Here is a 25928-nt window from a genome sequence, read left to right as displayed (position 1 = left end):
AAAAACCGCCTCTCAGTCACTTTATGCCGTTTGTTTAGTTTTTCGGCTCCGGTGCAGATCCCGCCGTCCTTGCGGGTGCTAGGTTAATACGAATCAGTATCCAATGTATTAACATACAGGCATCATTCAGGCTAAAACAAAAAAAAGCATCTATCGCCGGTTAAGCGAAGATGCTGAAGAGTTAAGTTCGTTCTATGTCAAACAGGCTTCCATCAGTCCAGTCTCCGGGCCGGAAGCAGGAAGGCACAGAACACGGCAAGTGCGCATGACAGTCCGGCGAGCAGCCACTTGTCTTGATCCCATCCGTCATTCATGAGTCCAAACAGATAAAAGTGTCCGGTCAGACGGCCCTTTGTCATAAAATCAAGCAAATACCAGGCAAAGCCGATAATGTATCCGCCTGATATGTTGCGGAGCAGAAGTGTGGCCGTCATACCTGCGGATCCTATCGCCATTGCGGTAATGGCAACCCCGCCGATCATCGGCCATAGGTCAAATACCGCGCCGCGCAAATGCAGGCTGGTGAAAAAAACGGCAATGATCAAAAAAACAAACAAAGTAGTGGAGAACCAGCGAAACAGGAAGATAGCGTGATGCCGCACCTTCTTGGCGTAGAGCACCTCACCGATTCCGCCTTCCTCCAGCATCGCGAGATGGGGGTACACGATCAGGCCAAGGAAGCTGATCAATTGTTCTCCCAGCTTGGCGATGTCTCTCCATTCCATGAGCTGAGGATCCATAAATAAATGCACGCTGCACAGCAAGGCGATGGATAGCAGCCACGAATAATGGGCGGTCAGCTTCAGGTTGTACCAACCAAGCACGCGGAGTGATTGACCTGTCATGAGGCTTCCCCCGCGACCGTTTTGGCTTTTCTAGCAGAGGTTTTGTTCCCCCGTACCCATCCAGAATCCGTCCGGCTGCGGTTTCTTTCCCAGAGCAGCGCGGTTCCGGCTGCCAGCAGTACCGCAAGTAGAATGTAAAAGCTGCGGTTAATTGCGATCTCATCCACCCAGCCTTTATATAAATCAGCGTCCCTTGGCGTATTAAAGCGGATGATCAGCTTGTACAGCCCATAGGAGCCCATAAGCGGCAGTGCGGAAATAAACCACCAGACGATCTGCAGAGCGATCGGCACAATCCCCCGGCGGAACAGCATAGAGCCGAACATACCGAAGGCAATCGAAGCCCAGACTGTGGGCAACAGCCACCAAGCTGTGTATCCAAGGAAGAGGAAAATCGTCTCCGCCGTCTGTCCCTTCAGTTCCAGGGCATTTGCGGTCTGCCAACCGCCGGCGACAGCAAGCACAAGATAAATCAGGGAGAGCATAATCCCTAGTGCGATAAACTTTGAACCAACGTAGGTCCATGGCGAAACCCGACGGCTGTAAATCAGCTCACTCATTCGGCTGGAACGATCGCGGAGCAGCACAAAAGCTGATAGGAACACGGGAAACATACCGGCCGAAAGTGAAAGATAATCGCTGAAATACCGTGCGGCTCCGGGCAGCAGCTCTCCGGCCTCTACAACCTCGTTGTAGCGTGCAAGCGTTTGTTCCTGCGCTTTCACCGCCTCATCGTAGTTCTCTATCGCAAAACCGAATTCATCCATCCCTTTTTTGTACATACTGTTTCCGCCAAGTTGCTTGTTTAAATCATCGGCAACCTTGTAAACATCATCCATCGTGTACTTATCCGGATCTTTAATAATGTTGTCCAGCTTGGAAGCAGCTTCGGTGAGGGCAGCTTTTTCTTGCTTGTCCAGCTTGCTCTCGAGCGGAAAACCGATTCTCAGCTTGGTTGTTGAACCGGCATTCAGGTCCCAGCCAATCTCTTTCCTAATTTGCGTAGCAAGCTCAGAGGTGTTCCCGGGCAGCTTCCAGCCGTAAAAAGGATGTTCCGGGGGACCCACATTTTGCGGCTCAGTCATAACGGGAGGCCGAAGCTCGCTCCAGGTCTGCTCTGCGGCATATTCGGTGAAATAGAAGAAGCAGGCCACTAGTATAAATACATAAAAGACGAGACTGCGCAGAATCATGCGAATCTCTTTACCAATGAGCCCTATCATACGAACGACTCCTCCTTGCGCATCAGGTAAAGATAGGCATCCTCAATGGACGGTATGGCCTGCTGCGCTCCCTGATAAGGCTGCTGATCGGCGAGAACACGGATGCGCATTCCTGTGCCTTCCGGCACAGCGGACAGCACGGGAAGGCGGTCGCGGTCCCGTTCCCACTGCGCCCGGTCAAGCTCCACCGTCCAGACGCGTCCGGCGGCAGCCCCCGTCAGGTCGCCGATTCTGCCGTGGTAGCGCAGACTTCCCTTATGCAGCACGGTCATTTGCTCACAGGTGGATTCCACATCCTCGACAACGTGGGTGGACAGCAGCACGATTCTCCCCTCAGAGAACCGGCCGAGGAGCCGGCGAAAACGGATCCGCTCTTCCGGATCAAGCCCTGCCGTCGGCTCATCGACGATCAGCAGCTTCGGTTCATGTACCATTGCCTGGGCCACGCCGAGCCGGCGCTTCATTCCGCCGGACAGTGCTTTCACTTTGGTCCGGCGCTGCTCCGTCAGGTTCACCTGCTCCAGCAAATCGTCGATTCTCCGCTTCCGCTCCGAATGCCCCTTCACCCCGGACAAAAGTGCGAGATAATCCATCGCTTCAAGCACCGACATCCCTGGATAAAATGCAAATTCCTGCGGCAGATAACCGACCAGCTGGCGGATCTGCGCTTTGTCCGTCAACGGCACTCCACCGATCGTTGCTTTGCCGGACGTGGGTGTAAGTAAAGTTGCAAGCAGCCGCATTAGCGTTGTTTTACCTGCCCCGTTAGGACCAAGCAGGCCGTGTATCCCTTCGCCTACTTTGAAGCTGACACCGTTTAAAGCCTGCTTTTCCCCGTAGGTCTTGGTCAGTTGTTCAATTACAAGTTCCATTCTGGTCCTCTCCCTCACATATTTTTGACTCCCATTACTAATCGCTTTCCTGGTCCCAGGCAAACTCCGTGTTCTCCACCATCAGTCCTATTCCGATCAGGAGGAGTGACAGCAAGACGAGCAACCCTCGATCAATGACTTCGAACTTGATCATTACAAAAACAACAACCGCAGTAAGCACAATACCCGCCAGCTTAGTATTTCTTTGCCTGTCGAGCTGCCGGCTGTTTCTCTGCACCTTCTCTGCTTCACGTTTGTCAAACTCCAGCAGACGGGCTTTCCGGTACACTTCCTCTAGAAACGCTTGTTCCTCTTCGGCTGGCTTCACAATCCCACTCCCCCTTTTCGTAAATCTGCCTCAGCTTCTTACGGGCCCGGTGCAGCAATACTTTGAAGCTCACCGTGGTACGGCCCATAATAGCTGCCGCTTCTGTATAAGACATCTCACCTACATCAACGAGATACACGGCCATCCGGTAATCCGGTTTGAGCGCAAGCAACCGCCGTTGCCACTCTCGGTTCTCCTCGTGCACAATCGCCATCCGCTCGGGATCCTCCCTGCCGGGAGGCGGCATGCCGTTCCCTTCAGGCAGGTTCTCTCCTGAAATATTCCCTGAAAAGACGGCATCGGGACGGCTTCGCATTCCTGCTTCAACCGGCAAGATCCCCTGCCGCTGCCGCTTCCGCAAGGAATCTATGCTTTTGTTGCGGAGGATCGTGAACAAATAGGTTTTAAAAGACGCGCGGGCATCGAATCTCTCCGGATACACCAGCAGATAGGCAAAAGAGTCCTGTGCCAAATCCTCGGCGGTATGATAATCCCCGGTCAGATGATAGGCAAACCCTACCGCAGGCTGCCGGTATTGACGAACCAGCCATTCAAAGGCCTCCCGTTCTCCCTGCCGGAACCGGAGCAGCACGGCTGCCTCATCATCCGGGTGACCCGCAGCCTCATCCTCCATAATGGAGCGCTGCCTGTTTCCTCTCTGGATATCGTTCGTCCGAATCCCCTCCTCTCCCGCAGCCTTCTACTACTTATTCGTCCAAGCCTCCGAAATAGTTACAGTGCTTCCGAAAAAAACAAAACGGGTCCGCAAACTGCTGCATCAGCAATCTGCGAATCCGTACTTTTTTGACTACTTCCGCTTGGGACTTTAGAGCTGAAACTTTGAGTCTTTCCTATCAAACCACCTGATGGTTTCTGAAGGCGCGATAAGTAAAGGGCAGGAGCAGGACAATAACGATGATTGCAAAGCCTGTAGCGAACTTATAGCTGGGAATCAGCTGTCCAAACACAGAATACACCTCGTATTCGGTTACTCTTGTAATGCCGTCAACCATTTTGCCAGGAAATAGGTTCATCATATGATTGTACAAGCGGCTACTCTTGCTAGCCGGAAAAAACAGCGGGCCAATCAGCAAAATGACAATGAAAATGATAACGGGAAATGGGGTGCTCATCCGGCTGGACAGCCAAAGCGTCACCGCCCCCACGATCAGACAGGCCAGGCTGCCAATGAGAATTGCCCACAAATAGGTCTGAAGCACCGTGAAAGGAACCGGAGCAAAAAGCTTGATCATCTGCACGCTGGCGCTTCCCCCATCAAATCCAAAAATCCCAAGCATCAAGAGAGTATAGATGCCTAATCCCACAGCTAGCAAGCCAAGGGAGACAATCAAGCCGGCTTTTAATTTGGCGGCAATCACCTTATTGCGGCCATAACGGGAGGACAAGATTATTGCATCCGCCCCGCTCTGGTATTCACCGGCAAAGACAGGAGCAAGCCAAATTGCAATCACAAACGCGCTGATCAATAAAACAAACTGCAGGTTCTCGAACACACTCTCCCAGCCGCTTACATAGTCCATTTGGAAGGGGACCGGAATGGACTTATTCATCCGCATAAAAAAAGCATTCTCTTTGGCAGAAGCATTGCCGGGAGTATAATCCCGGTCTATGTACTCTTTCACCTTATCGAGACGTTCCTGATAGAAGGTCTTTGCTGTATTTGGTGTCATGCTGTCGATAATATAATGATCGTATTCACGGGAATGGGAAAAAGCAAACCGGATCAACGTATCAATCTGATAACTCTGCTCTTTGTAGGTTACATAAGCCTCATTTGTGAGCTCCCCCTTCTCGTTAAGGTTTTTCGGATCATGCATGACTTTTTGATGATGCTTGACTGCAGCCGCTATTCTCTCTACCGTGAGCGGTCCGGCAAGCTGGCGGTTGTATTCCTTTCGGAGCGGGATGGCTTCCAGTCCCTTTAGATCATTGCCGTCCTTGTCCGTTATGTACGCACCCGAAACGAGCGCCCATACTCCTAATAAGGCCACGACGATTACAAGTGCTATGCCTATAAAAAATGATTTCCGTCTCATGATCTTTCTGAGCTCAAACCGGGTCAGAATATCCATAAACTGTACCTCCTATTTGACTTCGCCCGCCGCTGCAGCCGATTCATCTTGAAAATGGTATAGAAACAAGTCTTCAAGCGTCGGTGGAACCGAAACTGCATGAGCTGCGGGTTGGACCTTAGAGACAATACGCAGCTCAACCCGGTCCCGCTCATGCCGCAGATTGCTCACACAGTACCGTTCATTCCACACCTCCGCTTCCCTCGCCGGAACATGGCATAACCAGACATTGCCCTCCATCGTAGCTGTCAGCTGCTCTACCGTCCCGCTCATTAACAGTGCACCCCGTTTCATCACCAGAATCTGATCGGCGATATATTCCACATCGGATACAATATGTGTCGACAGGAGGATGATCTTATCGCGGGCCAGATCGGCTATAAGGTTGCGGAAGCGTACCCGTTCCTTGGGATCCAGTCCCGCCGTTGGCTCGTCCAGCACCAGCAGGCGGGGATCATTCAACAGCGCCTGGGCGATACCCAGCCTCTGCTTCATTCCCCCGGAAAAAGTGCGGATTTTCTTGCGGGCTGCCTCCTCCAGAGCTACCATGCGCAGCAGTTCACGGGCTTTTCCCTTCGAAGCCTTCAGGGTCAGCCCTTTCAACGATCCGACGTACCACAGAAACTCTTCCGCGCTGAAATCGGGATAATATCCGAAGTCCTGAGGCATGTAGCCCAGCAGATCGCGGTATTGTTCCCCCATGCGGCCAATCTCCTGGCCGTTCATCTGGATCATCCCCGAGGTCGGACTGAGAATACCGCAGATCATTCGCATCAGCGTTGTTTTACCTGCTCCGTTAGCTCCGAGTAAACCATACACACCACTGGTCAGCCGGGCCGATATGCCGTTCACCGCCTGTTTCGCGGCAAAACGCTTGCTTAGCTCATTTATAGTCAGTTCCAACATGTGATGAACCCTCCTTATTTAATGCTCCCTGTAGCCAAGCGGCCTGCGCCGCGGTAATTTCAAATCAGGCTGGAAGCGGTCTCCAGACTCCGGCAAGTCTTGCGCAAACCGCGTACCTGCAGGGCTATTCCTGCGGTTGTCACCAGCAGCATCGTCTGCCATACTCCCATTGCCGCTGGTTCAAACACCCAAAGGTTGGGGGTAAAGGCAAGTATCATCTGAACCAAAGCCACCATGCCGGCGAAGGTCAGGCAGTAATATCCGCAGCTTGGGGTGCGAACCCGATTGAGCAGCCACAGGCAGCCGAGGCAAGTTAAATTAAAAGGCACCAGCAGATAGATCAGCATGGTTGCAACATCACTATGTATCCAAACACTTAATATCGCAGCCAGCAGGGTCAGACCCAGCAAATCCGCCATCCCCAGCAGACTCATGCGGACCATCGTCAGCTTCTCCAGGAGATGGCGGGTGCTGAGTTCTATCTCCAGCATATTACAGCGAAGCGAACGGGTCAGAGTACGGATTCCAGCCATTACCAGCAGAGGCGAGGATATAGAGACCATCATGACGATTTGCACACTCTCACCCATTTCCTGAAGGGCGTTTCGCAGTAACAGCACCATTCCCAGGACGATCAGCAATTGTACGGCCCATACCTTCCGGCTGATGAAGCGAAGCTGGGCCAGATAGAACTCTCCGAACGACGTTCTCCGCCCGGCTTGTCGCTGGCGCAGCACCTCCACCGCCCCTCTGGCGGTATCTTCAAGATGCTGCCGTTCAATGGGGGGCGTGGGGTAGTTCCTTAGGGCGTTGACGATGGCTTGCTCTGATCTCTTGTTCAACGGCTTCATTCCTTTCCAAGTAGCTTCTTAGTACAGCCAGCCCGCGCTTCACCCGGTACTGCACCATACACACGTTCACTCCTGTTACGCGGGCAATGTCACGGTAGGTCAGATCGAGGCAAAAGCGCATAAACACCAGTTCCCGCTGCGCTTCAGGCAGCAGCTCAAACAGCTCATGCACCAGCTGCTCTCTTTCCACCTGTTCTTCTATAGAGCTGCTTTGCTGTGCACCCCTCCAGTCTGCTGCATCCCCCTCGTCCTCCAGGGATAGCGGCTGTCCCTTCCTTAAATGATCGTTGCATAGATGGCGGGCGATTGTGTATAAGTACGCACGGCATTTTCCGGCGTCAGTATAACGCTCAATATGGCGGCAGAAGCGGTAAAAGGTCTCTTGAGTTAAATCCTTCGCCTCTTCCGCGTTCCGTACCCGCCAGCAGCAATACTTCTGGATGCCAGCGTAGTGCCGCTCTATCAGCGGTGTCAGATACTCGGTTTCCCCCTCCTGAATCCGCCGAATCCATTCCTTTTCATCCACCTCGTCCCCTCCTCTCTAATAGGTATAACTGTTTTTCTGCCGGAAAAAATGAACAGATATTGTGTCATTCTTGTGACGTTATGCAAGACCCGGAGGAACGGATAGGCAAAAAAAGAAGCAGCGGCTAGAAAGCTCACTGCATCTCAAGATTGCTCAAGGATTAAGGTTAGTATGTATTTCCGTTCTCTATACGCGCCAAATCGGTAATTCGCATCATGAACATATGGCAGGGAAGATCTCAATGACATGGAATAAAAAAACTAAAATCTGAGCAAAGATAAGCATATCATGTTAAATCCAGTTAGGGTATGATCGGCAGCAATAAATAAGAATCAAATTCATCCCCTGTATATAGAGTAACGTCTGCTTCCCAAACCCTGTCATCCGCCGTCTGAGTCAGCAGTGCGCAGCCGCTCTGATTCTGGCTGCCAATTTCCAGGAGCAGCCGATTTCCTTTAGATACAACAATCGCGCTATCCCATATCTCTATATCCAAGGGGTAGACTTCCCCGGGAATCAGTTTTTGAATCTCATCGAAGCTGTAGTAGGGCTTATATTCCGCCGATAATTGATCATCTGTTTTACGTAAGGAAGCGCGTAGCCAGCCTTGGCTAATGGGAAATTGATCCGTTAGTGCTCCTGAATTAACTACCTCATTGCCAAGAGGGTCAATGTTGCGCAAAGATACAAAAATATCCATATCATCTGTAGTTGACGATGCCCACAAGCGGAGCTTGATAGGTCCCAGAATCTCTGTTTCGTTCTCGAACGGAGCCGTTTCAAACAGAATACGCTTGGAGTTGTTTTCCTCTCTCGAGAATGCTTTCACCATAAAGGGCCCGGCCCAGTGCCTGGACTCGCGCTCCTTATCGCCATCATAGCAAAGCTGGCTCTTGGCTTGCGGAAGTTCCACTGAAAGCAGCTTTGAGCTTGCATCAAGGTAAAATCGTGTCCATTGGGTACGCTTAAGCGGATACTCATTCTCGTAGCGCCATGTGTAGCTATTACCTCCGCGGGGAATGGCAAGCTTCACCTTCGGCTCCCTCGTTATGCCGGTATCGATTCCCTTGAGCCAATAATCGAGGAATTTTTTCTGCAGCTCACGACCCTGAGCGGTATAGAATTCACCAACATGGCTGCCGATATGAACTTCAAGCCACTTGTGCTCCGATGCTGCATTCTGAAATCCCAGAAAGTTCCCCCGGGTATGCATTCCAGCGCTAAACCAGTTGCTTGCGGATAATAAAGGTACCTCTACTTTGCTTAGATCAGAGAACCGATTCGTCCACGATTGATCACGTAATGGATTGTTTTTGACCATCTCCGGGAAATCAATGCGATTGTCCTGCAGTTGTTCCTCAGAAAGGCTTCCACCGGGATTGTATTGATGTGTCAAAACTCCGTTTTCCCACCAGAATGAAAGAAAGCCGTTTACTTGAATTCCACCCGGATAACAGAAATCCGCATAATAATCTACTGTACCTTCCCAAGGTATGATGCACGCTAAATGTGGAGGTTGTTCGGATGCCACAGCCCATTGGCTCATTGCCAAGTAGGAGATGCCCAGCAGTCCTATCCGTCCATTGCTCCAGGCTTGCGTTCCAGCCCATTCGATTGCATCATAATAATCCTTCTTTAAAGCACTTGATAATATATCAAGCTTCCCTGGAGAATTACCGATACCACGTTCATCTACTCGTAATACAGCATACCCTTGTGGCACCCAATATTCAGGATTTGGTGTTTCCCAGCTAAGTAACGGCCCTTTATCCTGCAAATGGGTATATTCTATTGCAACCGTCGGGTTAGCAGGAGCAAATTGCGAGAAATGCGTATCCTTTCCATACGGACACATCGTCATGATTACTGGAAAATCCCCGTCCGCATTAGGCTGATAAAGATTTGCGGCGAGATAATTCCCATCTCTCATAGGAATCTTAACTTCCTTCCAGGTAAGCTCATAAAAGTGATTACTTCTTTCGTTAGTGTCGATAGGCAGAGGATTCATAGCTTGCCTCCATTTGATAGTTTTTCTTGAAACCAGTTAATCAATAAGCTGTGTTCTCCTGTGTCCTGTTTAATAGCATGTGAACTTTCCTTATAAGATGTGTTGTATATGCCGGATACATTTCCCTCCAAATATTAGTACACATGTACTAAAGCAAGTGTATTCCTACGAGTACACTAATTCAACTCTGATCTTTTTCGAGAAAATCATACTTAGCTGAGAATTCTCGGCAATCATCTCTCGAATCCTTCCATATGCTTAATCAAGCTACTTATTTCGGCTTGTAGGGCCAATTTATGATATAATGCTTTTGATTTCAAGTGCATATCACAAACGCTATAAAGGAGATAGGCATGGATAATAATTTAAGAGATAAGATCCTTGAGACTTCAATTGAATTATTTAATAAAAAAGGATATGCATATGTAACATTGAGGGATATTTCCGATGCGCTAAATATTAGTCCTGGTAATTTGACATACCATTTCAAAAAAAAACAAGACCTCATGATTGGTGTTATGGCAAGGCAATATGAAGAATATCAAAACTTAAATTTCTCTGCGGACGTTTCTATCCAAGGGCTGAATCAGCAGTTTTTAATCCTTAGTGCATTCCGCGAAAAATATTTCTTTTATTTCTCCAGTTTTACAGAATTGCCTAAGCTGTATCCTGAGATCGCTGATATGCAAATTAAGGTTGTTAATGATTTCTATACACTTTTTACCGATACATTTACCATATTTGTTAATAATGGAATTATGAAAGAAGAATTATATGCCGGACAATATGAAGATTTGTCCATTTCTTTATTATCGCTCAATATGTATGGGACACAGGAAATAATTCTTCTCCAAAAATTTCTTCCAAAGCAAAAAAGTGTCTTTTCCATCCTGTGGAGCCTTATATTGCCTCATTTAACAAGAGAAGGGACGGACATGTATAATCGGATGACACAGGTCGATAAAACGCCTCCCCCACAACTATACTGCCAGCAAGATAAACCGAACGGAGGCTTGAAAGGGTCAACATGTGACCCCAAAGGTACGTAAGATCTGACTAAGACGCTAGACACCCATTTTCATTATTCGAGCGGCACAACCATACCCTGCAAAACGCAAAATAAAAAACCCTTCCGAAGAAGGGTTTGATTTGTAAACTATGATGCGGTCAAGAGGACTCGAACCTCCACGATATTGCTATCACTGGCACCTGAAGCCAGCGCGTCTGCCAATTCCGCCATGACCGCGTATTATGTATGCAGCGATTTAATCACCGTAATTAAGAATATACTCCCTTTTGATGTAATATGCAAGTTTTATTTTCGAAGCATTTCTGACTTTGGCTAATCCGGCTACCATTCTAAGCTTCATGGCGCTCGCAGCTTCTCTTGGAAATACTGTCGGGTCTTCCCTGTTCCTCCCGGCAGGAATTGTGCTCGGCTCCTGCTGCTGGTGGCTGCTGTTATCTGCTATTATCTGCTGGATCAGCGGCAGACTGCCTGATGCCTTCATTCGATCTTTGAGCCTGATCTCATCGGTCAGCCTGATCCTGTTCAGCTTATACGGTAGCTGCTCTGCCTTATTCGAAGCAGGGGGGTGAATCCGGTTGAAACTGATGATAGGCATAACCAATAAACTCTATTCGATTTATATATTTCACTTATAAGATAACGCATGATACAACAGAAGTATTCCTGTTTGACCTGAAAGGAGACTTCTGATGAATCAGCAATGGAATACCGGAACCTATGATACGGATATGGCCTTTGTATCCCGCTTCGGGGAATCTTTAATTCATCTGCTGCAGCCGCAGCCGGGCGAACGAATTCTCGATTGGGGCTGCGGCACTGGAGATTTGGCCGCTGCCATCGCTGATCATGGGGCAGCTGTTACAGGGATTGATGCATCCCCTGAGATGATAAGCGCTGCCCGCAGCAAACATCCGCAGCTGGAATTTGTGCTGGCGGATGGCCAGTCCTATTGTGCAGATGTTCCCGCCGACGCCGTCTTCAGCAATGCTGCTCTGCATTGGCTGCAGGATGCGCAAGGGGCCGCTGCAAGCATTGCCGCCAGCCTGCGGACCGGAGGGCGGTTCATTGCCGAATTCGGCGGGCAAGGAAACATCGCCTCGGTCGTTAACGGTCTGCCGCGTGCTTTTGCCGCCATCGGGTGCAGCGGCAAGCTGAAGCTGCCCTGGTATTTCCCCAGCATCGGGGAATACTCGTCACTCCTGGAACGGAACGGGATGACCGTTGAACTTGCCCTATGCTTCGGCCGGCCAACACCGCTTGCCGGAGGTGAGCAGGGTTTCACCCGTTGGCTGAACACCTTTGCGGATGGAATTCTGAGCGTGCTCAGCAGCCCGCAGCGTGAGGATGTGCTGGCTTTCATGGAAAAGGAGCTGAAGCCCGTTCTGTTCCAAGAAGGCGGCTGGATCATGGATTACCGCAGAATCCGGATTGCCGCCAAGAAGCACTAAGAAACAAAGAGCGCACCGGAGGTTAATTTCCGGTGCGCTCTTTGTTTCTTCATACCCGCATACCGTTTCTTCTTTGCCTGTTGCTCCCCATTCTCGTCTTGGGATCGGGGGACATTATATCCCTTTCCACGATTATTAGCTACAATAAAGACGCAACTAAGCTTTGCTGATAAGTTACGTGAGCGAGGAGGATTTCCGATGAGTCAAACAATACTGATAGTAGACGATGAAAGAGAGGTCGTCGATTTGTTGAAATTGTATATAGAGAACGAAGGATACCATGTGCTTGAGGCTTTTGACGGGAAGGAAGCTCTGGAAATCGTACAAAATCACACCATTCATTTAATTGTGCTGGATATCATGATGCCTGAATGTGACGGATTTCAGGTCGTGAAGGAATTGCGCCAGTCCTTGTCGGTACCGGTTATTCTGCTGTCTGCGCGTGTGCAGGATCATGATAAAATTCTGGGACTCAAAATTGGTGCTGACGATTATATCACAAAGCCCTTCAATCCATTGGAGGTTGTGGCGCGAATAGAAGCCCAGTTAAGAAGAAATCAATATGTCCAAACGGAGACTACTGCAGCTTCCGAGCTGGTGGAGATTGGCGGACTGGTCCTTGATAAAGCCGGATGCCTATTGTACAAAAACGGGCAACTGACAACGCTGACTTCCATTGAGTATAAATTGCTGCTTCATTTTATGGAGAATCCGGGGCGGGTATTTACGAAGCGGCAGCTCCTTGACAGTGTCTGGCAGCAGTGGTTTGGCGACGACAACACCCTGTTGGTGTACATAAGCAAGCTGCGCGATAAAATCGAAGATGAGCCAAGGAAACCGGTCTATTTAACAACGATCCGGGGGCTTGGCTACAGATTTGAAAAGAGATGCTGAGGATGTGCCGGAGAAACACAGGCGTCCGGACGATGCTGCGTATTCATTACTTCCTCTTGGTCATCGTCATCAGTGTCATTGGAATCCTTAGTATATTATATGCATCCAAAGGAGCTGACCAGAGCTACGCAGAGACAGAGATGGATGTGGTGACGGCACAGAATTTGGTGGATGCAAATAATGATGCCGAGAGATTGAACTCCTTGTTTGATGATATCAAGAAAGTCAACGGGTGGATCGAAGTTCTGGATTCCCGGAAACTGATTACGCAATATATCGGGACGCCCCTGGACAAGTCCACACCGGAGTTGATGCTGCTGGACAAAGACCCGGAGTATGCCCCTTATATCAGCTCAGTTGCTTCTTTTTTGCGAAAAGGAGTTTTGTATACCTATGTCGTGAAGATCCCTGTTGATCAGTTGGAAGTGAGCATCTGGAGCAAACAGAGCGGCACCCTACGGGATAAGCACATTCAACGTTATAACGCCCAAGCTGTACTTGGATTTATCCTCCTCTCCACCATTGTTATTTTTGTATACAGTAGATGGACAGCAAGAAAAATAAGTTATCCGCTGGCAAAGATTGCCGGAGGGATTGACCGCTTAAAAGCAGGTGATTATACAGTTCGCCTTGATTTTAAGCTGGAAAGCGAATTTCTGCAAATCCGTGATACCTTGAATGGTATGGCTGAGAAGCTCGAACGGGCCGGCGAACAAAAAAAGCGGATGGAACTGGACAGGCAGAGAATGCTGGCCGATATTTCCCATGACCTGAAAACACCCATCTCCACCTTATACGGTTATGCAAAAGCGCTGCATGAAGGAATGGTGAAAGATGCAGACAAGCAAAAAAGCTATCTGCAGTCCATCTATAATAAAGCCAAACGGGTGAATGCCCTGCTGGATACATTGTTTGAGATGACACAGCTTGACCATCCTGAATTTATTTTGGACAAAAAAGAACAGGACATCGGTGAATGTATGCGTGAAACCATACTGGACCATCTCTCGGAAATCGAGGACAAGGGGATTGAACTGGAGGTGGGAATACCTGAAGCAGTGGTGCTCTATCCTTTCGACCGAAAGCAAATGGGACGTGTATTCAGCAACCTGATCGCAAATGCGGTGCGCTACAATCCGGCAGGCACCCGCTTGCGGATCACTTTGGAGGTTCAGCCTGACGGCCTCTACCTGGAGTTCGCAGACAACGGGAACGGGATTCCCGCGCACACGCAATCCATTATTTTCGAACCCTTCGTCAGAGGGGACAAGGCCCGGTCCAATGACGGAGGTACAGGCCTGGGGCTGGCGATCGCCCAAAAAATTGTCCATCTGCATCAAGGTTCAATTCAGCTCCTGGGTACAACAGAAGAAACTACGATCTTCCACATCTTTCTTCCCCAAATTTAAGGCTACATTAAGTTTCGTTTTAGAATCGCGAAAGTCTGGTCTGTTATGTTTAGGCTGTGAATCATACAACCATGAGCCTACCACCTATTTTGAGTAAGGGGAGTTGATGTTATTGTTCAAGCGAATTCTTTCAACTGTAACCGTTCTATCGTGTTTGGCCTTTTCGTTGCAGGCTGAAGCGGCAGAAGCACCTCAGCCTCTATTTTCCGGGGAAGTCTCGTCCTCTGCCGTACAAGCCATGCACCCCTTCCCGGAACATGAGCAATACCAGGCGGGTACCATCAAGCCCAACTATGTTTCCCAAAACCAGCTGGATGACGAGGTGCGTAAAAAATATGATGAATGGAAAACGAGATATTTAAAAAAACATCCCAAAAAATCGGATCAATACTACGTTTTCTACAACCTGGAAAAGGAAGCTGCCCCGGATAATGCCGTATCCTGCTCGGAGGGTCACGGTTATGGCATGTTAATCTCCGCCTTGATGGCCGGTCACGACCCGCTGGCAAAAGATTATTTTGACGGTCTCTATCGGTTCTATAAAGCGCATCCAAGCGTAAATAACCCGGCCTTAATGGCCTGGCAGCAGATTAAGACCGGTGCGGGAGATATTATTGACACACCGCCTAGCGACAGCGATGATGGAAGCCGTTCTGCTACTGATGGAGACATGGATATCGCCTATGCATTGCTGCTCGCGGACAAGCAGTGGGGAAGCAGCGGCCCAATTGATTACTTGAGCGAGGGCAAGGCAGCCATAGCTGCGATCATGAAAGAAGATGTGAATCAGCAGAAATGGAGCTTGAAATTCGGCGATTGGGTAGAAAATAGCGATCCCGATTACGGCCTTGCCACCCGTCCCTCCGACTTTATGTTGAGCCATCTTCGGGCATTCGGGAATGCTGCCGGTGATCCCAACTGGGCTAAAGTCGCTGACAACACTTACGGGATTATCCAAACGATCTCCACTAAATACAGCCCCTCCACCGGCTTACTCCCTGATTTTGTGGTATGGAGTAACAGGGGTTACGCCCCTTCGCCTCCAAATCTTCTGGAAACAGACAGGGACGGGTACTTTAGCTGGAATGCGGCACGGGTTCCATGGAGAGTTCCTGTCGATTATTTACTTTCAGGAGATACGCGCGCATTGAACCAGACAAAGCTAACGAATGCATGGATATCCAAAAAAACAAATGGCAATCCAAGCAAAATTGTAGCAGGATACAAATTGAACGGTGATCCGCTTGACGACAACGATCCCGCAATTGCCTTTTCCGCACCGTTTGCAGTTAGCGCCATGGTAGACTCCAGCAATCAAAATTGGCTGAATGCACTATGGAAAAGTATTGTCAATGCGCCGACATCGTCCAATTCCTACTATGGCAACAGCATTAGATTGCTCTGCATGATTACAATTTCCGGAAATTGGTGGGACCCCACTGACGCAAGTAATTAAGACATTAGGCAGATTGTCACAGCACAACAGAACCTGCCGTTATTTGGCGGGTTCTGTTGCATCTCCTACAAATCGGCTGCTTCCGGCTCCCAGCCCCGCCACAAGCAGCAGAACACTTGCTGCTGCGAGCAGTGCCAACGGACCGTTCCAGCTGTTCGTAGCGTCATGAAGCAGCCCGAACAGTGCCGGTCCCATGGCTGCCAGCAGATAGCCGATCGACTGGGCCATTCCCGACAGCTCGCTTGCCTCCTGAGTGCTGCGGGTGCGCAAGCTGAAGAACATCATTGCCAGTCCAAAGGCAAAACCTCCGGCAATGCCGATACAGATCGCCCATACCGGCATCCATGCGCTGCTGCCGAACCAAACGCCGGAGATTCCGGCCATGAACAAAACAGCCGTAATGACAACCAGCCCCCGCTGGTTCTTCAGTTTGCCTGCCCATAAAGGAACAAAAAAAGTAAACGGCAGCTGGGCCAGCTGCAGCAGTGAAAGGATCCAGCCCGCATGGCTGGAGGACATGCCCCGCTCACCGAGAATGACCGAGAACCAGGCAATCAGAACGTAATAAAGCAGAGATTGCAGGCCCATAAATAAGGTAACCTGCCAGGCGAGCGGCGAACGCCACATTTTCCCTGCTGAACCGGGCGTGCTTGTTCCGCTGCCTTGGCCCAGGCTCTTCATCTGCGGAATCCAGAATAGAGTGGCCAGTGCAGCGACAATGAACCATAGGGCAAGTGTGCCCCGCCACCCGAGCCCTGCCTGGTCCGCTATCGGAACACTAATACCGGAAGCCACCGCTGCGCATAAATTCATCGAAACCGTATAAATCCCGGTTAGAAGACCGATACGTCCGGGAAACTTGCCCTTGATCAGTCCCGGCAGCAGCACATTGCACACCGCAATCGACAGCCCGATGATTGCGGTGCCTGCGAACAATGTGAGGGTTCCCGAGGCGGAACGGATCAGGATTCCCATCGACAATGCCAGCAGCGCCAGCATTAGCACGTTGGCAAGGCCAAAACGGCGGGCGAGCTGCGGAGCAAATGGGGACAGCAGCGCAAAAGCGAGCAGCGGAAGTGTAGTTATTGCTCCGGCAAGTGTATTGGATAATCCCAGATCATCGCGGATCATCTCCAGCAACGGTCCGACAGAGGTGAACGGGGCCCGCAGCGCCGCTGCGACAAAAACAATGCCGACCACGAGCAGAATACGTTTAGATCCGGCGTTTCCTTGGGATAAGGTGGATAATGAAGTCTGAATCTTGCGGTCTTCTTGCCTTGCTTTCATGAGGCTCCTCCTGATTGCAGCGAAAAAATCCGTTAAGCACCGGGCTTGTACGGAAATGAAGCTGTTTTATGTATCACACTTTGTTACATTATACCCCCTTATGTATGCCGGCGCACAGCTTCTTGGATTCTTAGGATAGCTTAACTATACGGCCTTCCATCTGAAAAGCGGCCGGTCCAAAAGGACCGGCCGCTTTGCTGAAGATTAATTCAGCTGATTATACCCAGAGAGATTTAGTGATGATTACGAGCAGGATGAACAACACCAGAATCGCTCCAGTGGAAGTGAAAGCACCGCCGTATCCTCCAACATTTTCGCTCATGTTAACTCCTCCTTTATACTTGAATACTTTTAAAATATGTGGAAATATCCAGTCTGGTCTGGGTGAAACGACAAGAACTTACTCACTTCCCCTGCAATTTAAATTATTCTTGCGGTTGACAAATCGGACAACCCTCTTTAGTATCCTAAGAATAAAGGTAGTTGAGAATCACTCTCAACTAGAATACATAACATTACAGAAAAGAGTGAACAAGAGATGCTGCGTCGTTTTTTTTCCTATTATCGTCCTTATAAGAAGCTGTTTGTTCTCGACTTCACCTGTGCGGTGGGTGCGGGGCTTTTAGAGCTGGCCTTTCCGGTGGCCGTGAATAAATTTATTGATGATCTGCTCCCCGGACAAGACTGGTCGTTAATTCTGATCGCCAGCGTTGCCCTGCTTGCCATCTACGCTCTTAATACCGCAATGAATTATGTTGTCACCTATTGGGGGCACATGCTGGGAATAAACATTGAAACAGATATGCGCAAAAAGATGTTTGATCATATCCAGAAGCTCTCCTTCCGCTTCTTCGATAACAATAAAACCGGGCATTTGCTCGGTAGGATTACCAATGATTTGAACGATATCGGCGAGGTGGCGCATCACGGTCCTGAGGATGTGTTCATTGCCGTGATGACGCTGATCGGAGCCTTTATCCTGATGGCCGATATCAATATGAAGCTGGCCGTGATCACGTTCATTATCGTGCCGATTATGGCTTGGGTCATCATCCATTTTGGACGCAGCATGACCTCTACCTACCACCGGCTATTCGGCAACGTAGGCAATTTCAATGCCCGGATCGAGGACAATGTCGGGGGAATCCGCGTGGTGCAGTCCTTTGCCAATGAAGAATATGAAAAAGAACTGTTCGCTGTTGATAACCAAATGTTCCGCCAGACCAAATTGATGGCCTACAAGCTGATGGCCAAAAGCTCGTCAGTCAGTTATATGATGACACGCCTGATTACAATTGTGGTCATGGTCTGCGGCGCCTGGTTCTTTATTCAGGGAGAGCTGGAGATCGGGGAGTTTGTTGCTTTCATCCTGTTGTCCAATGTCTTTTTCCGGCCGATTGAGAAAATCAATGCCGTTATCGAGAGCTATCCGAAAGGTATTGCCGGGTTCAAGCGTTATCTTGAGGTGATTGATACAGAGCCGGATATCGCCGATAAGCCGGGTGCGGTGGAAGTCGGTTCGCTGCGCGGAGATATTATCTTCGGAAACGTCAGCTTCGGCTATGACGACAATCGTTCGGTACTGCAGGAGATCAGCCTGAAGGTCAACGCCGGGGATACGATTGCTTTTGTCGGCCCTTCCGGCGCGGGCAAAACCACAATCTGCAGCCTGCTGCCCCGCTTCTATGACGTCACCGGCGGCAGCATCTCCATCGACGGAATAGACATCCGTGACATGAAGCTGAATTCGCTGCGCAAGCAAATCGGGATTGTGCAGCAGGACGTCTTCCTGTTCTCCGGCACAATCCATGAGAATATCGCCTACGGCAAGCTGGATGCGGAGCTTCCGGAAATCTGGGAAGCTGCCAAACGCGCCCACCTGGAAGAGCTGATTAGCAGCCTGCCGGATGGCATGGATACAGTGATCGGGGAACGCGGCGTGAAACTGTCCGGGGGACAAAAGCAGCGCCTGGCCATCGCAAGAATGTTCCTTAAGAACCCTCCAATCCTGATTCTGGATGAAGCCACCTCGGCGCTGGATACGGAAACAGAAGCCGCCATCCAGCAGTCGCTGGCTGACCTGTCGGTGGGCCGTACCACCCTTGTGATTGCCCACCGTCTCACGACGATCAAAAATGCTGACCGGATTATTGTTGTAAACGAAGACGGCATCTCCGAGGAAGGCCGCCACGAAGAGCTGGTCAACGCCGGAGGCACTTACAGCCGCCTGTACCAGGCGCAGTATAATGCGTAAAACGCAGAGAATGAAATAAATGCTCAAGGAAACAATAGCGCAACGTAAGGCCGAGAATTGTCCTATGCAGGAATGATAGGACATAGGACATCATGCAGAAATAAGAACAACCTTCCGCTCTACAGCCCTATGGGCTGATTGCGGAAGGTTGTTCTGCGTTTACCTGCCTCTTTCCCTACCCCTTCACTGCACTGCCGGCCACTCCTTGAATAATGTACCTCTGCCCCAGCAGAAAAACGATAATCATCGGAATAATGCCTGCTGTTGCTGCCGCCATCATGCCGTTGTAGTCTACGTTGTTCTCAAGAATGAAATTTTGCAGGCCAAGAGGAACGGTATATAAATCCTTATCTAGCAGGAAAACCAGCGCATTCTCGTAATCATTCCAGTGCCAGGAAAAGTCGATGACTGCAAGAGTAGCCAGGGCAGGCTTGGCCAGCGGCAGCACCAGCCGGAAAAAGATCCGGAAATGCCCTGCCCCGTCGATAAATGCCGCTTCAGAAATTTCCGCGGGTACGGACAGGAAGAACTGGCGCAGCATAAACACTCCAAAGATCGTGAACATGCCGGGCAAAATCAGCGCCCAATGTGTATTATAGATGCCCGCCCAATCAAACATCAGAAACTTCGGCACGAACAGCACCTGCGGCGGAACCATCATCATCGACAGGTAGACCAGGAACAGCGGCTCCCGCCCCTTGAACTGAATCCGGGCAAACCCGTAAGCGGCAAAAGCAGAGAAGAACACTGCACCGGCCGTGCTGATCAGCGATATTTTCAGCGAGTTCAGGTAATAGGTAATAAAGCTGTCATTCCCGCTCCACACCTTGATATGATGCTCCCAATTCAAGCTGGAAGGAATCCACTGAACCGGATATTTGAACACATCCGCAGGTGACTTAAACGAAGTGCTGATCATCCAGATAAAAGGCACAATCATCAGCAGGGCGAAACCGGACATCACAAGGGTAGCGATGATTTTGCGGATATTGACGGAAGAATCAGCCTTGATCTCCTGCAGGTAAGGCGCTGCCGGTCTAATCGTTGTTTTTTGCATCGGAAATCCTCCTGAAAATTTGGTGGCGAAGCCATCACCCGGACGCTGAACTGTCCACTCAGTAATGGACCCAGCGTTTTTGGCCAACCCACTGGAACACGGTGAAGATCATGATAATCGCGAAGAGCGCCCAGCTTATGGCGGCGGCATAACCCATCTCGTAATAGCGGAAGGCATTCTGATAAATGAACAGCGACAGCACCGTTGTGCTGTTTCCCGGCCCTCCCTGGGTGATCGCCTGAATGATGCCGAAGTTCTTGATCGTCATGATCAGTCCGGTGATCAGCAGCAGAAAGGTTGTAGGACTCACCAGCGGCCAGACTATACGGCGGATGCTCTGCCAAGGACGGGCTCCGTCAATTCTGGCGGCTTCCATCAGCTCTTCGGGAATTTCCTGCAGGGCTGCCAGAAAAATAATCATGTTGTAGCCCAGCATGAACCAGATCCAGATGATGTCAATCGCATACATCGAGGTTTCCGTCGTGGACAGCCACCCTGGCGGATGGTTAATGCCAATACCGCGCAGGAATCCGTTAATCGGACCCGAGGTCGGCTGGAACAGCAGCATCCAGACAAATGCAATGGCTACGCCGCTGGTAATGTAAGGCATGAAATAAAGCGCCCGCAGCGTTTTTTGAAAATAAACAGATTTGTTCAGAATAACCGCCACTATAAAAGCCAGCAGAATCGACACCGGAACGGCCAGCAGAAAGATAAGCGTATTCTTCAGTGCCACATAAAAAAGCTCGTCTCCCAGCATCCTCGAAATGTTGTCCAGACCGACAAAATGAATCTCCGGGTCCATAAATTTGTAATCGGTGAACATCAGATAAAACGAATAGGCGGCCGGTATAATAAAAAACAACAGGACCCCGAGCATATTCGGTCCGATAAACAGATAGCCGAGCCTGCTCTGCCGCTTCATCCATGATTTGTTCATTGTTCCCCCACTCCTTAGCTGTATGATCTCGACCTAAGCATAACAAGCCTGACGGCGGCTTTTAAGGAACATAACCACCGAATGGATATCACAGAATTACTTATTTTGCAGCTTGTTTGCTTAGGGGCATGCGGATGGAAATGTTCTATTCGTGGACAAGTGGAAACGGCTTCGCCGTCCTCAAAAGGACGGTATCCGTTTCAGCGAGAAATAGAAGTTTAAAAAAACCGCTCCCCATAAGGGAACGGTTCTATGCAGCACAACCGGCAGCGGCTTACTGATTCTGCTTCAGCCATTCATTGTGGCGTTTGACCATACTCTGTACCGTTTGTTCCGCGGTCTGGCTGCCAAGGAAATATTTCTCGTATTCCTGGGCGCGCATATCCACGATTTCCTGGGCGATGCTGCGGACAAAGGTTGGCGTCTTATCGCCGTAGAGCACGAACTGAAGCGAAGCTTTATCATAGGTGTCCGCATGCTCGCCGAGCAGATGGGTAATCGCGGTCTGCTGGTCCACCGCATTGGAGGAAGGCAGGCGGCCTCCGGCCGCCATCGGAATCATGCCGCCGTCGGCATACCATTTCAGGAACTCCCAGGCCGCTTGTTTATTTTTGGATTTGGCGTTGATGGAGATGAAGTCGCCCAGTCCGCCGCTTTTGACGAAATCCGCTTCATTATCCGCCAGCCTTGGAACGGGAGCAAAGGCGATGGTGAACTCACGCGGAAAATCCGTCATATTGTTGGAGCTGCGGATCAGCCATTCCCCAATGTTGATCATCGCTGATTCTCCGCCGAGGAACATGTTCTCCACAGGCATCTTGGAGGTCAGCTGCTCGCCAAGCGGCGGGGTGGTGGCATCCTCCTGCATCATTCCGTTCAGCGTTTCAAGCCATTTGATGATCAGCGGATCATCAAGGTTAGAGCTGCCATCCGCCTTGACATAACCGTTCTTCACGAGAACGGAATCCAGCGGATCAACCAGCGAGGCCGTATGCTGCACCAGCCCGTACTTGAACCCCTCCGCCTTCAGCTTGGCGGCATATTCTCTTGCTTCATCCCAGGTCCATGCCGTTGGTAAGGCCAGCCCGGCTTTATCGAGCGCATCCTTGTTCAAGGCAAAAAACAAAGCATTCTTTTTGGTTGGCATCCCGTAGTATTTATCGTCTATTTTCCAGGTAGCAGCATCCGCACCCATTTTCTCGTCGATGTTGTAGTCGCTGAATTCGCCGAGGTCGAGGGCAGTGCCGCCCTTGATGCGTTTATCCAGATTGGTCAGAGTATAATTGACGAACAGATCGACGTTCTGCCCCGTCGAGAGTGCGGTATCAAGCTTCAGGTTGCCGTCATCATCATTGACAAAACGTACGTATTCGACCTGAATCTCAGGATGCTCCGCATTCCAGGTATCCACAACCTCCTGTGGTCCGTTCTCCGGCGGAACGGCACCCCACATGGTTAACTTCACCGCTTTGCTGCCTTCATTCCCCTGCGCTTCTCCACCGGTGTTATTTTTGTTTCCTCCGCATCCGCCCAGTATCCCAAGCATCAGCACGCATGCCGCCAGCAGGGTCAACCCTTTTTTAGTTTTCATCGTTTCTGTCTGCCTCCCCGTTTATGTTATGGATTGTGCTTCCCTTACATCCTAGCAGGGACGCTGGAGGCATTTTAGATACAAATCCATCATCCTGGCGGAACAAATATACGGAATTTGAGCAGGGACCGGGCAAAAATGCTCACACATATTTCTTCTATTCCTCACGGTGGCGGTATTGGCTCGGGGTGCATCCGGTCCAGCGCTTAAAGATTTTGATGAAATAGTTATCGCTCGGAAAGCCCACCCGATGCCCCACCTCATGCACAGGCAGATCGGTCTCCCGCAAAAACACTGCCGCTTTCTCCATCCGCACACCGTGCAGATAATGGATCAGTGTATGCCCGGTTTTCTTTTTGAATAAGGCGCTGATATAATTCTCTCCCATCATTACATAGCGGGACATAGACTTGACTGTAATATCGCGGTCATAATGCTCTCCGATATATTCAATGATCTTGCTAATCTCCGGATGCGAAACAACAGGCCCGGACAGGGACCCGAAGCCGGACAGCGGCTGATTTTTCACCTCATCTTCAGGAAAAGCCGCACCCGGTCCGGGGTTAGCGGTGTCAGGTGCTTCCGCAGAAGCTGCAACAACCGCTGGAATCCCGTCTGCCTCCAAAAGAGCAACATTCCGGTGACTGCCGGCACTCAGCTCGGCGCTAACCTTGCGCAGCGTATCCCGCAATGAACCTACGCTCATTGACAGCTTGAGAATATAATTGGAGGCCCCGTATTCCATCGCTTGGCGGACATATTCGAACTCTCCCATGCAGGTCAGCATAATAAATTTCGTATTCAGACCCGCTTGACGGGTCTGCTTCAACAGCTCAATGCCGTTCAGACCAGGCATCACGATATCCGCGAGCACCAGATCAGGTTTATCCCGCGTGATTAGTTCCAGCGCTTCGGTCCCGTTGCCGGATTCGCCGATAACCATGAAGCCGAGCTCCTCCCAGGAAATAATCTCCCGCACCGACTCTCTTACGAATACCTCATCCTCCACCAGCAGTACGCTCCACATGAGACCTTCCTCCTTTTACTGGATCTTCTTGTCCTGCACATAAGGTGTCGACAGCAGGAAGGGAATACTGAACCGGATCAGGGTTCCCGGTGACAGCTGGAGGATCTCCAGCTCACTTTGGCCCTTGAAGAGCAGCCGCAGCCGTTCCTTCAGGTTGGACAGACCGATCCCCTTACGGGTCCGTGTCACCTGCAGGCGTCTGGATTCCTCCATGCCGATACCGTTATCTCCGACCTCCAGCGTAAGCTGCGCTTTATCATTTCTGTAAATACGGATACTGATCTGCCCCCGTTCAGTCAGAGGCCCGACGCCATGGCGGATCGCATTCTCCACCAGCGGCTGCAGGCTCAGCTTCGGCACCAGCGCATACTCCAGCTCATCGTCAAAGTCGCAGGTTACCTCAAAGCTGCCCTGATACCGGATCCGCTGAATATGCAGGTAAGCCTGAACCAGCTCGATCTCGTCCTTGAGGTAGACCAGCTCAACCTCAGCATTCAGGCTGACCTCCAGCAGCTTGCCCAGCGACACGCACATTTCGGAGATCTCCTCATTCCCGCTGCGGATGGCGCTCCATTTCATCGTGTTCAAGGTGTTCAGCAAAAAATGCGGGTTCATCTGGGCCAGCAGCATATGGAAATGAACCGCCTCCTTCTGCCGCTCCTCTGCCTTCAACTGGGCAATCAGCTTATTCGTGTCATCCAGCATTGTATTGAAGGTCCGGGTCAGCTCCAGCACTTCGCCATGACTCCGGCCTTCGGGGATGCGGATTTTCAGGTTTTTGCGGACGACATCCTTCATCTTGTTCTGCAGATGCGACAAAGGACGGGTAAAGGTAGCAGAGATCATAAAGGCTATGAGTACAAATGCAGCTGTGAAGGCAAAAAACGTCAGGAAATAACGCTGCTTCAGCCCGGAAATTTCATTAAACAACACGGCCAGCGGAATCCGGTTGACCATATACCAGTCCAGCGACTCGATGTAGACATAATTGATCAGTGTGCCGGACTTGTCATCGGTAAGATACGCCTGTGCAGGATGGAGGGCTATTTCCCGGGTGATCTCCGGGGCCAGCACCGCTTTTTTGGAGGAGCGGGCCACAGTCTCTCCCTTGCCGGTAATCAGAAAATAATCCTGACTGCTCAGGGATTCCTTGAGGACGGACTGGAACCAGAAGGAATAATCGATACTGATCCGGGCCAGTCCGTAGCGGTTGCCTCCGCTGTCCTTCATATAGGCATAAAGCGAGAGCAGATAAGGGCTGGTGGATACCTCCCGCAGCATATTGTTCCCGTCCCGTGAATCCCACTGGTAGAACAGGCCTTGGGCTTCTGCGGAATCCAATGTTTGCGCTGCTGCTTCACCCGGGAGGGCAGCCTCTCTTTGGACCGTGCCCTGATCTGCTGGGACAACGCTCCCCAGATGGCGGCGGAAGAGCTCACGGTACGGTTCGTAGGCCAGCGCCTGTTTCGGCAAATAAGAAGTGTATACGCTCTCATGAAAGTCCAGCAGGGTGAAATATACGGAAGGATTGTATAGGAAAAAGCTGTTGTTGAGCATTTTGAATTTTTCTTCGATCAGCGCTTTATTCTCTAGAGGCGACCGGTTGCCTGGCTTTGTCAGAACACTGCGGACCGCCGAATCCTGTTCCAGAAAGATCAGCGTCTTGAAGGCTACGCTCATCTGATCCTCCAGCGTTCCATACATCTGCACCAGCTGCTCGTGGCTCTGCTGGCTGATTTTCTCCTCGACGAGGGATTCAATCTGCCTGTAGTTGTATACATTCAGCACACTGAACGGCAGAAGAATAAGGATGAGAAAAGCGCCGAACAGCCTGTATCTCAGCTTCTGGGGTATAAACATCTTCCAGTCCGGCTTCTTCATTT

Annotated in this window: 24 protein-coding genes and 1 tRNA gene; 6 read left to right on the top strand and 19 right to left on the bottom strand. The window is 50.4% G+C overall.

All coding sequences use genetic code 11. The annotated features are described in order from the left end of the window. Nucleotides 1-212: 212 nt before the first annotated feature. The 10 genes from NST07_RS11660 to NST07_RS11615 all read right to left on the bottom strand — a co-directional run bounded on the left by NST07_RS11660 (nt 213) and on the right by NST07_RS11615 (nt 9652). A complete protein-coding gene (locus tag NST07_RS11660; RefSeq protein ID WP_341091790.1) occupies nt 213-845 on the bottom strand; it encodes a hypothetical protein in 633 nt (210 codons plus the stop codon). Beyond that, complete coding sequence (locus NST07_RS11655) at nt 842-2068, bottom strand: ABC transporter permease (protein ID WP_341091787.1); 1227 nt, start codon at nt 2066-2068, stop codon at nt 842-844. Before NST07_RS11655 ends, NST07_RS11660 begins: the two co-directional genes overlap by 4 nt. Next, nucleotides 2065-2940 (bottom strand): ABC transporter ATP-binding protein, encoded by an 876-nt coding sequence (locus NST07_RS11650; protein ID WP_341091785.1) that lies wholly within the window; start codon nt 2938-2940, stop codon nt 2065-2067. Before NST07_RS11650 ends, NST07_RS11655 begins: the two co-directional genes overlap by 4 nt. A gap of 37 nt (nt 2941-2977) precedes the next feature. Beyond that, entirely contained in the window at nt 2978-3268 is a 291-nt protein-coding gene (locus NST07_RS11645; RefSeq protein WP_342481615.1) for a hypothetical protein, read from the bottom strand. After that, nucleotides 3198-3902 (bottom strand): RNA polymerase sigma factor, encoded by a 705-nt coding sequence (locus tag NST07_RS11640; RefSeq protein ID WP_342481614.1) that lies wholly within the window; start codon nt 3900-3902, stop codon nt 3198-3200. The genes NST07_RS11645 and NST07_RS11640 overlap by 71 nt, the downstream gene beginning before the upstream one ends. Nucleotides 3903-4122: 220 nt before the next feature. Beyond that, nucleotides 4123-5361 carry a hypothetical protein gene (locus NST07_RS11635; protein ID WP_341091779.1) on the bottom strand — a complete coding sequence of 413 codons (1239 nt, stop codon included), beginning with the start codon at nt 5359-5361 and terminating at the stop codon, nt 4123-4125. Between the two features lie 12 nt (nt 5362-5373). Continuing rightward, nucleotides 5374-6267: an ABC transporter ATP-binding protein gene (locus tag NST07_RS11630; protein WP_341091777.1), complete on the bottom strand. Its 894-nt coding sequence runs from the start codon at nt 6265-6267 to the stop codon at nt 5374-5376. A gap of 59 nt (nt 6268-6326) precedes the next feature. After that, complete coding sequence (locus tag NST07_RS11625) at nt 6327-7109, bottom strand: hypothetical protein (RefSeq protein WP_341378154.1); 783 nt, start codon at nt 7107-7109, stop codon at nt 6327-6329. Next, nucleotides 7045-7644, bottom strand: coding sequence for an RNA polymerase sigma factor (locus tag NST07_RS11620; protein WP_341091773.1), 600 nt, complete (start codon nt 7642-7644; stop codon nt 7045-7047). Before NST07_RS11620 ends, NST07_RS11625 begins: the two co-directional genes overlap by 65 nt. Nucleotides 7645-7945: 301 nt before the next feature. Continuing rightward, nucleotides 7946-9652, bottom strand: coding sequence for a CocE/NonD family hydrolase (locus NST07_RS11615; protein WP_341091771.1), 1707 nt, complete (start codon nt 9650-9652; stop codon nt 7946-7948). A 353-nt stretch (nt 9653-10005) separates the two neighbouring features. Here NST07_RS11615 and NST07_RS11610 point away from each other — a divergent pair, with 353 nt between their 5' ends. After that, nucleotides 10006-10701 carry a TetR/AcrR family transcriptional regulator gene (locus NST07_RS11610; protein ID WP_341091768.1) on the top strand — a complete coding sequence of 232 codons (696 nt, stop codon included), beginning with the start codon at nt 10006-10008 and terminating at the stop codon, nt 10699-10701. Between the two features lie 113 nt (nt 10702-10814). Here the strand turns inward: NST07_RS11610 and NST07_RS11605 are convergent. After that, nucleotides 10815-10898: transfer RNA gene (locus NST07_RS11605), tRNA-Leu, on the bottom strand. A 19-nt stretch (nt 10899-10917) separates the two neighbouring features. Then, nucleotides 10918-11163 (bottom strand): hypothetical protein, encoded by a 246-nt coding sequence (locus NST07_RS11600; protein WP_342481613.1) that lies wholly within the window; start codon nt 11161-11163, stop codon nt 10918-10920. A 208-nt stretch (nt 11164-11371) separates the two neighbouring features. On the opposite strand from NST07_RS11600, the gene NST07_RS11595 reads away from it, so the two are divergent. From NST07_RS11595 to NST07_RS11580, 4 genes are all read left to right on the top strand, one after another. Beyond that, nucleotides 11372-12130: a methyltransferase domain-containing protein gene (locus NST07_RS11595; RefSeq protein WP_341091765.1), complete on the top strand. Its 759-nt coding sequence runs from the start codon at nt 11372-11374 to the stop codon at nt 12128-12130. 198 nt (nt 12131-12328) lie between these two features. Continuing rightward, complete coding sequence (locus tag NST07_RS11590) at nt 12329-13024, top strand: response regulator transcription factor (protein ID WP_341091764.1); 696 nt, start codon at nt 12329-12331, stop codon at nt 13022-13024. A 2-nt stretch (nt 13025-13026) separates the two neighbouring features. After that, entirely contained in the window at nt 13027-14433 is a 1407-nt protein-coding gene (locus NST07_RS11585; RefSeq protein ID WP_342481612.1) for a HAMP domain-containing sensor histidine kinase, read from the top strand. A 112-nt stretch (nt 14434-14545) separates the two neighbouring features. Beyond that, complete coding sequence (locus NST07_RS11580) at nt 14546-15889, top strand: glycosyl hydrolase family 8 (protein ID WP_342481611.1); 1344 nt, start codon at nt 14546-14548, stop codon at nt 15887-15889. 39 nt (nt 15890-15928) lie between these two features. On the opposite strand, the gene NST07_RS11575 is transcribed toward NST07_RS11580, so the two are convergent. Continuing rightward, nucleotides 15929-17176 (bottom strand): MFS transporter, encoded by a 1248-nt coding sequence (locus NST07_RS11575; RefSeq protein WP_341091760.1) that lies wholly within the window; start codon nt 17174-17176, stop codon nt 15929-15931. Nucleotides 17177-17393: 217 nt separating this feature from the next. Further along, nucleotides 17394-17498 carry a YjcZ family sporulation protein gene (locus NST07_RS11570; RefSeq protein WP_218642530.1) on the bottom strand — a complete coding sequence of 35 codons (105 nt, stop codon included), beginning with the start codon at nt 17496-17498 and terminating at the stop codon, nt 17394-17396. 216 nt (nt 17499-17714) lie between these two features. Between NST07_RS11570 and NST07_RS11565 the strand changes: the two genes are divergently transcribed. Then, on the top strand, nt 17715-19430 hold the full coding sequence (locus tag NST07_RS11565; protein WP_341091759.1) for an ABC transporter ATP-binding protein: 1716 nt from the start codon (nt 17715-17717) through the stop codon (nt 19428-19430). A gap of 175 nt (nt 19431-19605) precedes the next feature. Here the strand turns inward: NST07_RS11565 and NST07_RS11560 are convergent, their stop codons facing one another. From NST07_RS11560 to NST07_RS11540, 5 genes are all read right to left on the bottom strand, one after another. Next, on the bottom strand, nt 19606-20487 hold the full coding sequence (locus NST07_RS11560) for a carbohydrate ABC transporter permease (protein WP_341091757.1): 882 nt from the start codon (nt 20485-20487) through the stop codon (nt 19606-19608). Nucleotides 20488-20545: 58 nt separating this feature from the next. Further along, nucleotides 20546-21427 carry a sugar ABC transporter permease gene (locus NST07_RS11555; protein WP_340899243.1) on the bottom strand — a complete coding sequence of 294 codons (882 nt, stop codon included), beginning with the start codon at nt 21425-21427 and terminating at the stop codon, nt 20546-20548. A gap of 274 nt (nt 21428-21701) precedes the next feature. Continuing rightward, a complete protein-coding gene (locus tag NST07_RS11550) occupies nt 21702-23018 on the bottom strand; it encodes an extracellular solute-binding protein (protein ID WP_341378147.1) in 1317 nt (438 codons plus the stop codon). A 157-nt stretch (nt 23019-23175) separates the two neighbouring features. After that, complete coding sequence (locus NST07_RS11545) at nt 23176-24045, bottom strand: response regulator (protein WP_341091752.1); 870 nt, start codon at nt 24043-24045, stop codon at nt 23176-23178. Between the two features lie 15 nt (nt 24046-24060). After that, a complete protein-coding gene (locus tag NST07_RS11540; RefSeq protein WP_341091750.1) occupies nt 24061-25926 on the bottom strand; it encodes a histidine kinase in 1866 nt (621 codons plus the stop codon). Nucleotides 25927-25928: the final 2 nt, after the last annotated feature.

It is taken from the genome of Paenibacillus sp. FSL L8-0340, assembly GCF_038593145.1.
In the GTDB taxonomy this organism is placed as follows: domain Bacteria; phylum Bacillota; class Bacilli; order Paenibacillales; family Paenibacillaceae; genus Paenibacillus_AQ.
The sequence above is the reverse complement of the archived record's forward strand: the minus strand, read 5'-3'. Positions and strand labels throughout refer to the sequence as shown.

Excerpts from the sequence above, each read along its gene's own strand:
- NST07_RS11660 (WP_341091790.1), bottom strand. The coding sequence starts at position 845 with ATGACAGGTCAATCACTCCGCGTGCTTGGTTGGTACAACCTGAAGCTG.
- NST07_RS11655 (WP_341091787.1), bottom strand. The coding sequence starts at position 2,068 with ATGATAGGGCTCATTGGTAAAGAGATTCGCATGATTCTGCGCAGTCTC.
- NST07_RS11650 (WP_341091785.1), bottom strand. The coding sequence starts at position 2,940 with ATGGAACTTGTAATTGAACAACTGACCAAGACCTACGGGGAAAAGCAG.
- NST07_RS11640 (WP_342481614.1), bottom strand. The coding sequence starts at position 3,902 with ATGGAGGATGAGGCTGCGGGTCACCCGGATGATGAGGCAGCCGTGCTG.
- NST07_RS11635 (WP_341091779.1), bottom strand. The coding sequence starts at position 5,361 with ATGGATATTCTGACCCGGTTTGAGCTCAGAAAGATCATGAGACGGAAA.
- NST07_RS11630 (WP_341091777.1), bottom strand. The coding sequence starts at position 6,267 with ATGTTGGAACTGACTATAAATGAGCTAAGCAAGCGTTTTGCCGCGAAA.
- NST07_RS11615 (WP_341091771.1), bottom strand. The coding sequence starts at position 9,652 with ATGAATCCTCTGCCTATCGACACTAACGAAAGAAGTAATCACTTTTAT.
- NST07_RS11610 (WP_341091768.1), top strand. The coding sequence starts at position 10,006 with ATGGATAATAATTTAAGAGATAAGATCCTTGAGACTTCAATTGAATTA.
- NST07_RS11600 (WP_342481613.1), bottom strand. The coding sequence starts at position 11,163 with ATGAAGGCATCAGGCAGTCTGCCGCTGATCCAGCAGATAATAGCAGAT.
- NST07_RS11595 (WP_341091765.1), top strand. The coding sequence starts at position 11,372 with ATGAATCAGCAATGGAATACCGGAACCTATGATACGGATATGGCCTTT.
- NST07_RS11590 (WP_341091764.1), top strand. The coding sequence starts at position 12,329 with ATGAGTCAAACAATACTGATAGTAGACGATGAAAGAGAGGTCGTCGAT.
- NST07_RS11585 (WP_342481612.1), top strand. The coding sequence starts at position 13,027 with ATGTGCCGGAGAAACACAGGCGTCCGGACGATGCTGCGTATTCATTAC.
- NST07_RS11575 (WP_341091760.1), bottom strand. The coding sequence starts at position 17,176 with ATGAAAGCAAGGCAAGAAGACCGCAAGATTCAGACTTCATTATCCACC.
- NST07_RS11570 (WP_218642530.1), bottom strand. The coding sequence starts at position 17,498 with ATGAGCGAAAATGTTGGAGGATACGGCGGTGCTTTCACTTCCACTGGA.
- NST07_RS11565 (WP_341091759.1), top strand. The coding sequence starts at position 17,715 with ATGCTGCGTCGTTTTTTTTCCTATTATCGTCCTTATAAGAAGCTGTTT.
- NST07_RS11560 (WP_341091757.1), bottom strand. The coding sequence starts at position 20,487 with ATGCAAAAAACAACGATTAGACCGGCAGCGCCTTACCTGCAGGAGATC.
- NST07_RS11555 (WP_340899243.1), bottom strand. The coding sequence starts at position 21,427 with ATGAACAAATCATGGATGAAGCGGCAGAGCAGGCTCGGCTATCTGTTT.
- NST07_RS11550 (WP_341378147.1), bottom strand. The coding sequence starts at position 23,018 with ATGAAAACTAAAAAAGGGTTGACCCTGCTGGCGGCATGCGTGCTGATG.
- NST07_RS11545 (WP_341091752.1), bottom strand. The coding sequence starts at position 24,045 with ATGTGGAGCGTACTGCTGGTGGAGGATGAGGTATTCGTAAGAGAGTCG.
- NST07_RS11540 (WP_341091750.1), bottom strand. The coding sequence starts at position 25,926 with ATGAAGAAGCCGGACTGGAAGATGTTTATACCCCAGAAGCTGAGATAC.